The 14,357-nt window shown below is 59.1% G+C and carries 17 protein-coding genes; 5 read left to right on the forward strand and 12 right to left on the reverse strand.

Going from position 1 to position 14,357, the window contains the following annotated elements; translation table 11 throughout:
• Positions 1-25 precede the first annotated feature (25 nt).
• Entirely contained in the window at positions 26-895 is an 870-nt protein-coding gene (locus DYI20_RS04055; RefSeq protein WP_122548909.1) for a 1,4-dihydroxy-2-naphthoate polyprenyltransferase, read from the forward strand.
• Between the two features lie 12 nt (positions 896-907).
• Here the strand turns inward: DYI20_RS04055 and DYI20_RS04060 are convergent, their stop codons facing one another.
• Positions 908-1,279, reverse strand: a complete 372-nt coding sequence (locus DYI20_RS04060) for a DUF4229 domain-containing protein (RefSeq protein ID WP_110100675.1) — start codon at positions 1,277-1,279, stop codon at positions 908-910.
• Between the two features lie 80 nt (positions 1,280-1,359).
• Here DYI20_RS04060 and DYI20_RS04065 point away from each other — a divergent pair, with 80 nt between their 5' ends.
• Positions 1,360-1,830, forward strand: coding sequence for a PLD nuclease N-terminal domain-containing protein (locus tag DYI20_RS04065; RefSeq protein ID WP_110100676.1), 471 nt, complete (start codon positions 1,360-1,362; stop codon positions 1,828-1,830).
• A gap of 19 nt (positions 1,831-1,849) precedes the next feature.
• Here DYI20_RS04065 and DYI20_RS04070 read toward each other — a convergent pair whose 3' ends face one another.
• The 7 genes from DYI20_RS04070 to DYI20_RS04095 form a co-directional block, all read right to left on the reverse strand.
• Positions 1,850-3,007, reverse strand: a complete 1,158-nt coding sequence (locus tag DYI20_RS04070; RefSeq protein ID WP_244924650.1) for an alanine/glycine:cation symporter family protein — start codon at positions 3,005-3,007, stop codon at positions 1,850-1,852.
• Positions 2,925-3,326, reverse strand: a complete 402-nt coding sequence (locus tag DYI20_RS12520) for an alanine:cation symporter family protein (RefSeq protein WP_233242919.1) — start codon at positions 3,324-3,326, stop codon at positions 2,925-2,927. The genes DYI20_RS04070 and DYI20_RS12520 overlap by 83 nt, the downstream gene beginning before the upstream one ends.
• A 144-nt stretch (positions 3,327-3,470) precedes the next feature.
• The gene (gene ccsB, locus DYI20_RS04075) at positions 3,471-4,643 is read right to left on the reverse strand and encodes a c-type cytochrome biogenesis protein CcsB (protein WP_110097991.1); all 1,173 of its coding nucleotides are present in this window, start codon (positions 4,641-4,643) and stop codon (positions 3,471-3,473) included.
• 83 nt (positions 4,644-4,726) lie between these two features.
• Positions 4,727-6,406 carry a cytochrome c biogenesis protein ResB gene (resB, locus tag DYI20_RS04080; RefSeq protein ID WP_122548910.1) on the reverse strand — a complete coding sequence of 560 codons (1,680 nt, stop codon included), beginning with the start codon at positions 6,404-6,406 and terminating at the stop codon, positions 4,727-4,729.
• Entirely contained in the window at positions 6,406-7,212 is an 807-nt protein-coding gene (locus tag DYI20_RS04085; RefSeq protein WP_110097993.1) for a cytochrome c biogenesis CcdA family protein, read from the reverse strand. The genes resB and DYI20_RS04085 overlap by 1 nt, the downstream gene beginning before the upstream one ends.
• Positions 7,213-7,229: 17 nt before the next feature.
• A complete protein-coding gene (locus tag DYI20_RS04090; protein ID WP_110097994.1) occupies positions 7,230-7,844 on the reverse strand; it encodes a TlpA family protein disulfide reductase in 615 nt (204 codons plus the stop codon).
• A gap of 135 nt (positions 7,845-7,979) precedes the next feature.
• Complete coding sequence (locus DYI20_RS04095; RefSeq protein WP_122548911.1) at positions 7,980-8,645, reverse strand: histidine phosphatase family protein; 666 nt, start codon at positions 8,643-8,645, stop codon at positions 7,980-7,982.
• A 108-nt stretch (positions 8,646-8,753) separates the two neighbouring features.
• Between DYI20_RS04095 and DYI20_RS04100 the strand changes: the two genes are divergently transcribed.
• The gene (locus tag DYI20_RS04100; protein WP_122548912.1) at positions 8,754-9,707 is read left to right on the forward strand and encodes a hypothetical protein; all 954 of its coding nucleotides are present in this window, start codon (positions 8,754-8,756) and stop codon (positions 9,705-9,707) included.
• Between the two features lie 23 nt (positions 9,708-9,730).
• Here the strand turns inward: DYI20_RS04100 and DYI20_RS04105 are convergent, their stop codons facing one another.
• The 4 genes from DYI20_RS04105 to DYI20_RS04120 form a co-directional block, all read right to left on the reverse strand.
• Entirely contained in the window at positions 9,731-10,039 is a 309-nt protein-coding gene (locus DYI20_RS04105; RefSeq protein ID WP_110097997.1) for a glutaredoxin family protein, read from the reverse strand.
• 140 nt (positions 10,040-10,179) lie between these two features.
• Positions 10,180-10,275, reverse strand: a complete 96-nt coding sequence (locus DYI20_RS04110; RefSeq protein WP_110097998.1) for a 30S ribosomal protein bS22 — start codon at positions 10,273-10,275, stop codon at positions 10,180-10,182.
• Positions 10,276-10,448: 173 nt separating this feature from the next.
• Positions 10,449-10,664: a helix-turn-helix domain-containing protein gene (locus DYI20_RS04115; protein ID WP_110098187.1), complete on the reverse strand. Its 216-nt coding sequence runs from the start codon at positions 10,662-10,664 to the stop codon at positions 10,449-10,451.
• Between the two features lie 226 nt (positions 10,665-10,890).
• On the reverse strand, positions 10,891-12,144 hold the full coding sequence (locus DYI20_RS04120) for an acetoin utilization protein AcuC (protein WP_122548913.1): 1,254 nt from the start codon (positions 12,142-12,144) through the stop codon (positions 10,891-10,893).
• A gap of 102 nt (positions 12,145-12,246) precedes the next feature.
• Between DYI20_RS04120 and DYI20_RS04125 the strand changes: the two genes are divergently transcribed.
• Both DYI20_RS04125 and DYI20_RS04130 read left to right on the forward strand, forming a co-directional pair.
• Positions 12,247-13,671 carry a TrkH family potassium uptake protein gene (locus DYI20_RS04125; RefSeq protein WP_122548914.1) on the forward strand — a complete coding sequence of 475 codons (1,425 nt, stop codon included), beginning with the start codon at positions 12,247-12,249 and terminating at the stop codon, positions 13,669-13,671.
• On the forward strand, positions 13,671-14,345 hold the full coding sequence (locus DYI20_RS04130; protein WP_110098001.1) for a potassium channel family protein: 675 nt from the start codon (positions 13,671-13,673) through the stop codon (positions 14,343-14,345). Before DYI20_RS04125 ends, DYI20_RS04130 begins: the two co-directional genes overlap by 1 nt.
• Positions 14,346-14,357: the final 12 nt, after the last annotated feature.

Below are 14,357 nucleotides of genomic sequence, written 5' to 3' on the forward strand. Positions count from 1 at the left end.
GTCAGACCAAGGAGTAACACACCAGGTGGCAACATTTTCTCAGTGGGTCTCAGCTGCACGATTGCGCACCCTTCCCATGGCCATCGCTCCGGTCGTGGTTGGCTCGGCCGCAGCTGCGGAGCTGGACTCCTTCAACCCACTACGCGCTGTCCTTGCGCTCATCGTGGCGCTGGCCATGCAGGTCGGGGTCAACTATTCGAATGACTACTCCGACGGCATCCGTGGCACCGATGACAACCGGGTCGGTCCCTTCCGGCTGACCGGTTCACGATCCACCGAACCGCGTCGAGTCAAGCTGGCGGCGTTCGGATGTTTCGGCGTGGCTGGACTCGCGGGTCTGATCCTGATCGGCCTGTCAGGAACCTGGTGGCTGATCGTCATCGGCGTGCTGGCCGTGTTGGCCGCCTGGTATTACACCGGGGGCAAACACCCCTACGGGTACATGGGATTAGGCGAAGTCTTCGTCTTCATTTTCTTCGGACTCGTCGCGGTATTGGGTACCACCTACACTCAGGCGCTCGCCCTCTCCGGGCTGGCGTGGATGGGAGCGATCGGGTGTGGCCTGATCTCCACCGCGCTGCTGATGGCCAATAACGTCCGCGATATTCCCACCGACCGCGAGACCGGAAAAATGACGCTAGCCGTGCGACTAGGTGACACCGCTGCACGCTGGAGCTATCCGGTGATGCTATTCATCGCCGTGGTACTCCCGCTACTCTTCGTCCCGATCCACCCGTGGTTGCTGTTGTTACTGATCGTGTTGGGCATCTCCATCCGCCCCTCCATCATCATGATTGAGTCCACGGACCGCCAAGACCTGATTCCCGTCTTGAAACTCACCGGTATCCTGGGCTTGATGTATGCAATGTTGTTCACCGCAGGCGTTCTGCTCTAGAACACTGGTGCCCTACCGCTTCTCGGAGCGTTGCGCGTCGAGTTCGGCTGCGGCCCGTTGCGCTTCGGCTTCGGCTTCGCCACGTTGCTGCTGGGCGTCGTGGAACCGGCCGGCGGTAAAGCTGTCCTCGGCTTCGGCGTCCTTGAGTTCTTGGACCCCATTTTCTTTGCGGTTCGGCGAGAAAATATCTGCCAGGTTCTGTCCGGCTGCATTGCGTAGCCGGTCCAACAGGAGGTATCCCACCGCGAAACTGACGATGAGACCGATCACCGTGGCAAAGGTCCACGAGGCAGCCAACGGCCACGACGAGGTGACATAGGCGGTGATTGCAAAGGCCAATCCGAACAGCAACAGGCGCAAGCCACCATAGACCAGAAACTTCATAGTGTCCCAGTCTAAACCCGGGATCGTTCTTCCGGAGAAACGAGCACGCGCGATGACCCGTTCCTTCGTAGACTGGTACCATGCGTTTTCTGATTCCACTAGCGATCGTCGCCCTCGGCGTGATGATCTACGCTTTCGTCGAGTGCATGCAAACTCCCCGAGAGCGCATCCGCACCCTGGCAAAACCGGCTTGGCTAGTGATTATCGCTCTCGTTCCTGCCGTGGGAGCCTTGCTGTGGCTGTTCTTTGGCCACCGTCGTGCACTGCCACAGCCCGGCAGTTTGGGGTCGAGTCCACAACGTGGCAAACAACAGCCGGCCCGGCCGAAGTCCCCAGACGATGATGACGAATTCTTGCGTCGTCTCGATATTCAGCGTCGCCAGAAAGCTCGTGAAGAACAGCTCGACGCTCGAGAAGCCAAGTTAGACGCCTACGAGCGGAAGCTCAGAGAACGGCACGATTCTGCTCACACCAATGACAGTTCCGAGACTCCAGACGATCCCGACGACGAGGATTTCCCTGGCGACTCGACCGGATCGCAACGGTCCTAGCCACAAGCCAGAAGCACCGCTACGTGTGGGGTTGCCGGTGTCCTGAGATGTCTTCCGTTGTCCAACATTCGATGTTTTCCAGGTCAGGCATATCGGAGGCGAGAAAGATCGGTTCTTTACCGTCACGTCGTTGTGCTGTGTAGTGTTTGAGTAGGCGGATCGCGGTACCAGACATCTCAGTGATCACCACAAAATTGAACAGCGCGATGACGACCATGGTGACTCCAGCAATCGCCCAGGCGATATCCACCGAAATCGTCGATCCCACGAAGACCACGCCGGTCAGCACCACCGCGTAGATTTTGCGCAGTTTCTCTGAATCCGACAGGAACAAGATGTTCGCCTCGCCATAGGAGTAGTTGCCCAGGATTGAGGTGAACGACACCAGCAGAATGATCACGGCCAGGGCAACAGCACCAAACGCGCCGAACGTTGAGGTCAACGCCATCTGAGTCAGTTCGACCCCCGGATTGGCGTCTGCGGTCGCAACTGGATCGGGGTACGTAAACAGGATAATGAAAGACGTAACTGAGCAAATGACAAGGGTGTCCAGGTAAACCCCCAGGGACTGCACCAGACCCTGTTTCGCGGGGTGAGAGACATCGGCCGTGGCGGCCACGTTCGGCACCGACCCCATGCCTGCCTCGTTGGAGAGCATGCCACGTTGGATACCGGCCATCAGCACCGTGCCAAATGCGCCACCGGCGGCCGCCTCAAAATTGAATGCCTCACCAAAGATCAGGCCCATGACGGTGGGAAGCTGGTCAATATGGATGATCATCACCGCAAGCCCGAGCAGAATGTATAGCATCGCCATCACGGGCACCACGTTTTGAGCCACCCTTGCCACGCGGCGCAAACCGGCGATGACAATCAGGCCGGTGAGAATCACCAGCACCACGGCCAGACCCCAGATGAGTGCGGTGGTATCCTCCACGCCGAGTTCGGTCGCGGCACCGGTCACAGAGTCCACGATGGTATTGGCCTGTAGCGAGGTGAAGCTCAAGGCGAAGCAGAAGATAAAGATCACGGCAAAGACAATGCCACCGGCGCGAGAACCGAGACCTCGTTCGATGTAATAGGCCGGTCCGCCCTTAAAAGTGTCGAAACGACGGGTCTTGTACAGCTGGGCTAGTGTGGACTCCACAAAAGACGCGGCCGAGTTGAGGATCGCCATGACCCCACATCCAAAAAACGGCGCCCGGGCCTCCCATAGCAATGGCACCGGCCACTCCGGCGATATTTCCGGTGCCAACTCGGGCCGAGGCGGTCACTGCGAAGGCTTGGAAGGCCGACAGAGACCGGGTGCGTCCCGTATCGTCGCGCGTGGCACGGTCGGTGATCGCCCGGAACATATCGGGCAAATGTCGAATCTGGACCATTCCGGTACGCACGGTGAGATAAAAGCCGAGCAGGATGATCACAGGCATGCCCAGAAGTTGCCAGGCCATGTCCTCTACCTGACCGAGCATCTCGGAGATGGTCTCTGCATTCATAGAAGGTGAGGTTACCGGATCTTAGGCCACGTCCCGAGTGCCCCTCCCAGAATCCCGGAGATCCGGAAAAACATCGCTGTTCGGCATGTCATGATACGTCATATGCAGGCTTTCGTGACCGACCATGTCCGGGCTTTTTGAGGCTTAGACTCCAGCGTAAGAGTGTAGCGAGGGGAAGTAGAGGTTGACGATGGTGTAGTTGAAGACCAGGCAGGTGAAGCCGATGATGTTCAACCAGGCCGCACGGGTCCCGGTCCAGCCGCGGGTGGCGCGCGCGTGCAGGTAGCCTGCATAGACCACCCAAATCACGAAAGTCCACACTTCTTTGGCGTCCCAGCCCCAGTAGCGCCCCCAAGCCTGCTCGGCCCAGATCGCACCGGCGATCAGCGTGAAAGTCCACATCACGAAGGCCACAGCGTTCAAGCGGTACGTCCAATTCTCCAAGGCGAAGGAGGAGGGGACCAGGCGCAAGAAAGACCAGGGTTGCTGTCCGGCTTTGGCTTTGACCTCGGCGCGCTGTTTGATCAGCTGCAACACCGACATGGCGAACGTCAGGGAGAAGATTCCGGTGGCCATCACCGCCACCGAGACGTGAATAACCAGCCACCAGGACTGTAACGCCGGTTGCTCGTTGGCGACCGGCGTGGCGAAACCAATCGTGGCTGCCGTGAGCATCAGCACGATGACGGCGGTGACGAAGGTCCCCACAAAGCGGAGGTCTTTGCGGATCAGGAACCCGAGGTAGACCAGCGAGATAACCAACGCTCCGGTGGTCATGAATTCGTACAGGTTCGACCAGGGCACACGGTTGGCTGCCACGCCACGAGAGATCACAGCGGCTGTGTGGATCACCGCAGCAAAAACCGTGATCGCAACGGCCACATTGGCCCAGGGCCGGCGCGTGTGGCCGGAATAGTCCATATCGTCGGAGACCAGTCGAGCACCCACCCGGTGGTCACCGAACATATCAGCTGTGTGTCCTGACGTCTGACGCTGGTCGAGACGGTCGGCCGGACCCGAAACATCGGTGTCTTCCCGCCCGGTGTCGTCCCACGCGGCGGTGGAGCTACCACCACCGGCACCGACCAGCGCCGGTGCGCTCACCTCCGCGTTGGCGGTTTTCTGGGCCTTGCGCTCCCCAACTTCTTCCAGTTCACGCACGTGATCATCATAGAGTTCGTTCTCGACGCGGCGAATGGTCTTCGAGGCAGTGGCCATGTCCCACATGAATAAGAAAAAGGCGACAAGGTAGACCAGGGCAGCGATGAGCATAAAGAGATCGCTGTACTCGCCGAGGGTCTCATTGACTGGTTTCATCGAGGGTCTCCGTTAGTCGATGGTCGAACTCGCGGTGGGGAGTTGTCACCGGTATTCTACGTTTCTTCCCACACCACGCGCAGTTATGACGAAGGGCCAGATCGCTTTGCCCCACGAGCCGATTCCTCAGGTACCGGTCCAGATTCCTCAGGTGGAATCACCGGCCAGATCTCTTCCATGGCCAGCCGAATCTTGATGTTTTCTTCGCGCAATCCGAAGGACTCTCCGCGCGCTAACAAACCATACTCGATCGCAGTGGACCCCGTGATGGGATCCTCGGTGGCGCGCACCCAAACACGACGGCGACGGACAAACAGTGACACCGCCAGTGCGCCCAACGCGAGCACCGCAGAAATACCCACACCCCATTTGGCCGGATCGTAGTGAATATCGAGCCCAACGTAGCGATCTAAGGATTCAAAGGTGATCGACCCTTTGCCGTCGGGCAGTTCGTACGTTTCTCCCAGTCCTAAGGTGATCCCACCGTTGTCGTTGGTGCGTGAGTTCAGCTCCGTCATGTTCTCGGTGTTGAGCACATAGACGTTCTGCGGTTCGCCACTATCCAGGCCGAGGTCGCCGTAGTAGGAGTTCAGGATCAATTCGGGATTGCCCGCATCGGGATCGACCGAGACGGCGACTCCATCCTCGCCGGTGTAGGAGGTCGGCAAAAACAATCCCACAAAGCCCAGCTGGTCCGGCTGAGCATCGGGGGCTTTAATGACCGCCAAGGAGGTGTTGGTGCCCGGCTCTTGGATTTGGGCGATCACCGGCCCGTCAAAGGCGACATTCCCTTCGCCGTCTCGGACCACAATAGTGGGCGCATAGCCGTTACCGACCAAGAGCATCCGCACCCCGTCGACGGTCAGTGGGTCGTTGACTTTCAGGGTATCGTGATACGGCTCGGCCTCGGGCGAACTCTGGACTGTCATCGTCGCAGTGTAGGTCAGCGGTTGCCCGTAGTGGGAGGTGGAAGTGCGGTCGTACTCGATCTCGAAGTCGTCAAGCTCGACGTAGAAGGGCGAGAGCATCTCTTCGTCGAAAGCGGTGCCCGGGGTGAAGGAGTCGTAGGCGACCAGGTTATTGGTGAACCCTTCCCCCTCAACGAGAACTTTTTGGCCGTTATAGCTGAACATGCCACCCACAGCGATGAAAATCAGCACGCCGAGGAGTCCGAAGTGGAAGATCAGGTTTCCGATTTCTCGCAGGTAGCCACGTTCGGCTCCCACCGAGGCGGCCCGGGTTTTGGTGTGTCCCTTACCGGCGGATTCGTCACGAACATCGACCCGGTACCCGCGCTTTGACAGGATCGCGGTGGCCTGGTCGATCGCCTCGGTAGGGTTTGGCCCCTGCTCGCGCAACAAGAGGCGACCGTACTCCGGAAGGCGGGATAGCCGGCGCGGCGTCCGCGGAGGTTGAGAGCGCAGTTGTTTCCAGTGTTGCTTGGCCCGGGGAATCAGACAGCCCACCAATGAGATGAACAGCAACAGGTAGATCGCGGAGAACCACACCGAGGAGTAGACATCAAAGAACTGCAGGGAATCCAGCACCGGGCCAATTCCGGGGTTGTCTTCGATCCATTGCTCAACAACTTCGGGGCCGGCCGGTCGCTGGGGGAAGATCGATCCCGGCACGGCAGCCACTGCCAACAGCAACAGCAACAGTAGCGCGGTGCGCATGGAGGTCAGCTGGGTCCAGATGAAGCGGAGGGTTCCGGTGACACCCAGTTTCGGAAGCTGTGGTTTTTTCGTCTGTTCTGATGTCATTAGATCGGTAATCTCACTTCGTTACTGAACCACACCTGCAACTCGTTGACCCAAGCGCTCCACAAACCGGAGACCATCAGCAGGCCCAACACAATCAGCAAGCCCCCACCGAAACGCATCACGGCGACCCGGTGGGTGCGGAAGAATTTCAGTGCCCCCAGAGATTTCTTGAATCCCAAGGCAATCAGCAGGAACGGGATACCCAGTCCCAAACAATAGGCGAAGGCCAGAATACCGCCACGCCAGGGGTTGGGGGATCCAGCGGTGGATAGCAGGAGTACAGCCGACATGGTGGGACCGATGCAGGGAGCCCACCCGAGCCCGAAGATCATCCCCAATACCGGGGCACCTGCCAGCCCGGCGGAGGGCTGGTAGGTGATCTTGCGGTCGCGCTGGAACCAGGAGAATCCGCCCATGAACACAATCCCCATCAAGATCACCACCACCCCGAGGATTTGGGTCAGCCATTGTCCCTCGCCTTGTACCCAGACAAAGACCTGTGAGAACACCAGCCCCAATAGCACGAAGACCAGGGTGAATCCGGCGACAAACAGGGCAATGCCGGCGGCCATGCGGCCACGTTTCTCATCGGCGAGATCGGCCCCTGACAGACCGGTGACGTAGCCGAGGTAGCCGGGAACCAGTGGTAGCACACAGGGAGAAAGGAACGAGACCAGACCGGCCAATAAAGCCACCGGAATTGCTAATAGCAGCGAGCCGTCCAGCGCAATTTCGGCGAAGGAGTTGGCCTGAGACAGCGGTGCCAGACCGGTCAAGTGGGTGGCAAGGGGCAGATGCGGGGTCATCAAGGTACAGTTTAGGTTTACTCGGTTACGACGGTATCGATCAAGGAACGCAACGTGGCGCGCTCAGCAATACCAAGGATGCGGGCGGCCACGCGGGTTTGGGAGTCCAAGACCAGTGTGGTCGGTACTGCTTGGGGCGGCACGAAGTCAGACAGCGACAGCAACACCTCCCCGGACCGTTCTTCCAGGGACGGGTAAGTAATCTCGAAATTGCGCTCGAAAGCTTCGGCGGTGCCGGCAGTGTCGCGGACGTTGACCCCGTAGAAGGCGACCCGGTCACCAAATTCATCATGGAGCGCCACCAGGTCGGGGGCCTCAACCCGACATGGGGCACAGGCGGCGTACCAAAAATTAAGCATCACCGGCGATCCGGCGAAATCCGCGGTGCTCACCGGCGTGCCATCGAAGGTAGTGGAGGTGAACTCGATCGGTTCGCCACGGTCTTCCGGGCTGATCTCCAGCACTGAACCGTCACCGGCAATGTAGTTTTTGCCGTCGGCGTTCCCGGCCTGTTCTGCTAGCGGATCGGTGGAAGAACAAGCGGCCAGCACCGGGGCAACCAGCACAGCGGTGAGGCCACCCAGGACCGCACGGCGACTGGTGGCAGAAGTGTGCAAGCGAGGATCTCTCATCGTTGGGTTTCTCCTACGCGAACGAAGGACTCGAGGTGTGTTGCGACGCTGACAAACGGGTCCGTCTATTCTAACGGGGCCCGGCGGTCTGATTCGCATTCACGGTCTCAGGTGCCGATATCGCGATGCTCACGATCAAGCCCCCGGCAGTGCCGCGGCTGAGCCGGTCAGCTCGGCGTTCGGCTCCCGGTACTCGATCCGCGGCAAGTGGTAGCCGGGATCAAAATGGAAGGTTGTCACCGAGGTCAGGGAACATTCTCGCTCTCGGGGGTCGTGCCAGAGTCTGGCGCGCTCAGCACTAAGCCGAGTGACCCAAATGGGCAACTGGTGGGACACCACCACAGCTTCGCCCCCACCGTGCCGAGCCAGCAATTCATCGCGCAGGTCAAACATGGCCGAGCTAACCCGTTGTACCTGGGCCCGATAGGGCTCGCCCCAGGACGGGCGGAACGGGTTCAGCACCAGGGGCCAATTCCAGGGTTTTTTCAGCTGGCTTGACATATCGGAGCGACCCTCAAATTTATTGCCGGCTTCAATCACACGACGCTCGATACGCACCGGCAAACCCAGAGCTTCGGCCAAGGGCTGGATGGTTTCTTGGGCCCGCAATAGCGGGGATGAGACCAGAATCTTGGGGGCTTCGCCGCGTTCGGTGGCACGGTCGACAAACCAGTCAGCGATCGCATCTGCCATCTGGTATCCCAGCGACGAGAGATGGAATCCAGGTAATCTGCCGTACAGCACCTGACCGGGGTTGTGCACTTCCCCGTGACGGACCATGTGGATCGTGGCAACACTCATGCTGTCTAGTCTCTCAGATCTTGCTGAAAGATCGCCGTGATGACGTCCGGATCGTTAGGATAACAACCAGAGTATGCACGGTATCAGTCAACAGATAAGGACAATCTTGTGAGTGAGAACCACCGTCGGGACCCGGATGAGCAGAATCAGCAACCCTCCGGTTCAGAGCCCACCCACGGCTCCCAGCATCCCCAGGACGAGCAGCATCACGATCGAAAAACCTCCGGTGCGGCTGAAGAAGATCAATCCGACCAGCCCCGGTACGGTGTCCGACTCACCGGTGAAGAGTTCCAGCGATGGCAACAGGAACGTAGCGCACAGGCAGGATCTTCCGACCAGACATCGAACGCCCAGCATCACGCTGGGTACACCAAACCCCGCTACGGCACTTTCACTCCACACCAGCCACAGCCTGAACAGCAGGACAACCAGCAGGCCTACGGTTCCGAGTACGGCACTCCCCCGACCGAATCACAGCTGCCCGCACAACAGTATCCCTTTCCGGCCGGTTTCAATCAGCCACCGACCGCTCAGCAGAGCACGCAACAAGCCACCATGCCCGCACCGCAACACGTGGTGTGGTCGTATTGGATGATCCTCATCGCAGGCCTGCTGTATGTGCTCACCTCCATTATTCAAGCGCTGTTACCGAACTTTGGTTTGAGCTCGCAAGAGATCGCTCAACTAGACAGTATGATGGCCGCCATGGATACCACCGGAGAAATGGGAAGTTTCTCTGAGATGATCGCCGGGCCGATGGGCATGGCGACCCGGACCACGATGATCGTCATAGCGCTGGTGACCGGTCTGCTGTACTGGCTCGTGGCCCGGGGCGTGCGACGCGGGTCGAATATCGCCCGCATCATCGGATGTGTTTTCGCCGGGTTGTCGTTAATCAACCTGTTTTCGCTGTTCACCGTCGTCAGCGTGGTACTGGGTGTGGTGGCGATGATTTTGACCTTCACGCCCACTTCGCAGGAGTATTTCCGGTTTAAGGCCTGGGAGAAGGTCCAGCGGTTACAGGCCATGCAGCTGCCACCACAGCCTCCGCAGGACCACTAGTCACGTCGCCAAGCGGGTGCACGCTATTCGGCCTCTATCGATGGTCTGTCCGATGACGGTCTCCTGGCGCTCAAGAGTGCTCGGAGCCTGACAGTGTCGATGCGCCAAAAGTCGCGCTGTAACCCGTCAACGAACAGCACCGGGATTTCTTCGACGAAGCGCTCAGCCAGATCCGGGCGGAGACTAGCATCAATCACGCCACAGTCCACGTGGAATTCCTCTGCGATTTGTTCGGCAGTGGCAATTGCCTCCTCGCAGAGGTGGCATCCGCTTTTCACCAGCACCTGCAATACCGGTGGCGGTGTGTCTGGTGCGCAGTCGTCAGTGGACATCGGTATCGCCTAACCTTCCATAGCGCTTTGGGGCGGAGGAGGAATGTTCAGCTGAAACACCAAGAGCCACCCGAACAATCAGGTGGCTCTGTGCGTCTGAATCAGCGCACCACGGCAACTAGACCCTACGCGCCGGGATGCTATTTGTTGCGGCGCTGGTGGCGGGTGCGACGCAACATCTTGCGGTGCTTTTTCTTGGACATGCGCTTACGGCGCTTCTTGATGACTGAGCCCATGGGCTTCCTTCCTGTCGTCTCGTCTTTCCCGCAACGCGCCACAGTGGAGAACTCTCAACACCACAACACGTACAGATTCCCAGCTATTTTACCGAAGACTAACGTTTCGGCGATCTAGGTGTTAACGAATGACAACACTAGCAGAGGATTCTCGGCGGGCTCGCGACAGCAGACTAGGCCTCCGTGCCCGTTGCTTGATCGGCTGAACCAGTCGACAAGATTTGTTCAACAGCGTTTTCGGGAACACGATAAGAACGTCCGAACCGGACGGCGGGGAGTTCACCGGCATGAATCATCCGGTAGACCGTCATGCGGGAGACTCGCATCATCTCAGCAACCTCAGTGACGGTCATGAATTTCGCATCGGCGAAGTTTTCACCCTGTGCCACGTTGTGCACCCCTCCACGGTGTTCAACATTGATTAATAAATAAACGGTGTTGTGACGAAGAGCGCGATGGCGTTGCCATCAACGTTTCCGTGCCGTGATACCCGAGGGGAAGTTCGGGGTGATCGCGTGATCATCCCTGATTTGGGTCACCTTGGAAATTGTAGTGCATCCACTCCGGTTACAGAAGTTCAGTTCGGTTCCGAAGTGAATTGTCATGACTTTGTGATCAGTCAAACCAGGGATCGAGTCCGTGCAGTGGAAAGATCTCCTTGCGGGTGGCCATCACTGACTGGTCGTTATGGTCAGCCGGATCATAACCAACTTCCCACGACCTCCACCACACATCGACATTATCTGTCATCAGCTCCGGTATTTTTTCCAACTCCAACCCGGAGACTTCGGCAACTTTTTCGCGCCACTGACGCGGAATGCCAGTGCGCAACGGGATCGGGTTCCCGGCGACGATCGCAATCAAATGTGCCCAAATACGTGGCACCACCTGATAAGGGGTATACCCTCCGCCCCCGAGGGCCAGCCACCGGTTATCGGCGAAATCTTCGGCCCACATCGCAGCATCCAACATCATCTGACGTTGGCCGTCGACGGATAGGTTCAAGTCGGCCAGCGGGTCCAGCCGGTGACCGTCGCAACCGTGCTGGGTGATCAATACCTCCGGAGAGAAGGCCTTCAGCACTTGCGGAACCACCGCGTGAACCGCCCGCAGAAACGCGGCATCGCCGGCTCCAGCTGAAATCGGAACGTTCACCGCTGACCCCTGGGCGTCATCGCCGCCGAAATCCCGGGCAAAACCGGTGCCGGGGAACAGCATCAGTCCGGATTCATGGATGGAGATCGTCAGCACCCGCGGATCGTCCCAGAACAGCGCTTCCACGCCGTCACCGTGGTGGGCGTCCAGATCAACATAAGCGACTCGCTCGACCCCGGAATCCAGCAGGTGTGCAATGGCCAGCCCGGCGTCGTTGTAGATACAAAACCCGGAGGCCTGAGCCCGGTGGGCGTGGTGGAGTCCGCCGGCGAAATTGACCGCGCGAGAGACCTCCCCGGAGGCGATGGCTTGGGCTGCTCGCAAGGAACCGCCGGCGATACGCGCCGAGGAGGTGTGCATATCAGCGAAAATCGGACAGTCTTCAGTTCCCAGACCGGCCCGGTCGAAGCGTTCCTTGTCCTGGTGGCGGGAAGGATCGGTCTCGAGCTGGGCCGCGTCATCGTAGTCCGAGGCGTGTTTAACCGCGGCAATGTAGTCCGCTGTATGGACGCGGGCCAGCTCGGCATCTGTGGCCACCGGCGGGTACATGATACTCAGCTGGTCGTTGTCCAGCACGCCAAGTTGTTCGGCCAGGTGGTAGGTCAGCTCCAGGCGAATGGGGGCCATCGGGTGGGTATCACTGAAACGGTACTTCAGTAACTCTTCATCCCACATCACAGCGGTGGGCACCGGGGTCTTGTCTGTGTCAGTCATCACTCTTAGGGTAAGTGCTCCGAGGCCCGGGCGGTAGTTTGTGATGACATACAACGGAAAAGACTAGGCATTTCACCGTTTCCGGAGCATGATGGTGTCGCTATGATTCATCAACGCTCCGGTAGGTTCCCCACCCAGCAGGACCGGGAGTATCCCGCACGAACCATCCCCGGATACTCCACCATGCGTGGCATGGTCTCCTCCTTACTTGTGCTGTCTCCAGCACGGGTAGCCATCGGGCTGTTCATGCTGGTCATTCTGGTTTTCACCGCACTGCTGTCGTTGCCGGTCGCGGCAGCCAACCATCGTCCGACCGCGCTCAACGATGCCGGGTTCACTGCGGTCTCGGCGATCACAGTCACGGGGCTGTCCTCGGTCAATACCGCAGAACACTGGTCATTGACCGGACAAATTATCATTCTGATCGCCATCCAAGTCGGTGGCATTGGGGTGATGACCATGGTCGGGATGCTCGCGATGGCCGTGTCAGAACGGATCGGACTCAGCTCGCGATTGCTGAGTATGCAAGCAACCGGCTCATCCAGCATCGGTACGACCCGCAGACTGATTCTTACCGTCCTGGTCACCACATTCGCCATTGAGACTGTTCTCGCCGCGGTGCTGATTCCCCGATTTATTGACTACACCGACGATGGGCTTACCGGCATCTGGTACGGCATCTTCTACGCGATCTCTGCTTTCTGCAACGCCGGATTTTCGCTTCACCCGATGGGATTAACGGCCTACGCACATGACCCGTGGATCATTCTCACCGTCTGTCTCGGCGTGATCATCGGGTCACTGGGAGCCCCCACCCTGCTGGTCCTGCAACAGGTGATGAGACGTCGCGCGCGACTGAACCTGCACGCCAAGCTCACCTTGTGGGCCACCGGAATCCTCTTGATAGTGGGTTTTATCGGGTTCGGTCTGTTGGAATGGAATAATCCGGATACCCTGGGTGAGTTCAACACGATGGAAAAAATCCAAACCTTGGTGGTTTCGACGGTGATGCCTCGCTCGGGAGGTTATGCCGTCTATCCGGTCGAAGAGCTCACGCCGGCCTCCATGTTTTTGATGTATGCCCTGATCTTTATCGGAGGCGGATCCGGATCCATGGCCGGAGGTATCAAAGTCACCACCTTGGCGGTGCTGTGTTTAGCCATTGTCGCCGAGGCCCGCGGACGTCAACATGTGACCGTCTTCCATCGCACCATTCCTGCTGATACCATCCGAGTGGCGATTGCACTGCTGGTCGGTTCCGGAGTCGCGGTGCTGACAGCGATGATTGTGCTGTCGGTATTGACTGGCGCCAGTGTGGAGCAGGTGGGTTTTGAAGTTCTCTCGGCTTTCGGAACCTGCGGGCTGTCCACCGGTCTGTCGGAGCAGGCCCCGGCCTGGGGGCAACTGGTGCTGTGTGTGATGATGTTCCTCGGCCGGGTCGGTACCATTACTTTCGCCGCCGGGCTGGCAACGCGCCATGCCCCCACGCTGTATAACTATCCCGAAGAAAGGCCCGTGATCGGCTGATGTCTCCTAAACGCACCATTGATTCCCACGCCCCCGTGCTGGTGATCGGTTTGGGCCGTTTCGGCGCCGCCCTGGCGCTAGAATTGACCGCGCGGGGCCAAGAAGTCATGGCCGTTGACCGTGATCCGGTTTTGGTGCAGAAATACTCGCCCGCGTTGACTCACGTGGTCCAGGCCGATACGACCGATCCGGAAGCGTTGGAACAGCTCGGTGCCGCCGAGTTCGACATTGCTGTGTGCGGTATCGGCACGTCGATCGAGGCCTCGGTGCTGACCACGGTGAATTTGGTGGAGCTGGGCATCGATAAAGTCTTAGCCAAAGCGGTCACACCCTCGCACCGGACCATTTTGGAACGGATCGGGGCCTCCCGCGTCATTTTGCCGGAACAAGATGCCGGCGAGCGCACCGCACACCTTTTGACCGGGACGATGATGGAGTTCATCGAGTTCCGTGGTGGCTGGGCTATTGCGCAAATGCAGGCCCCCGAACGAATCACACACAAACCACTGGTTGATGTGAAGACCCGCTCGCGGTACGGGGTGACCATTGTGGCCTATCGTCGCAACTCCGGTACCTACACCACGGCCCTGCCGGAGACGGTGCTACGCACCCGGGATGAGCTCATTGTGGCCGGTCCGATCGAAGACCTTGAGAATTTCGCCGACCGATCTTAGGCAGCCGGGACC

The organism is Auritidibacter ignavus, assembly GCF_003703835.1.
GTDB classification, from domain to species: Bacteria; Actinomycetota; Actinomycetes; order Actinomycetales; family Micrococcaceae; genus Auritidibacter; species Auritidibacter ignavus.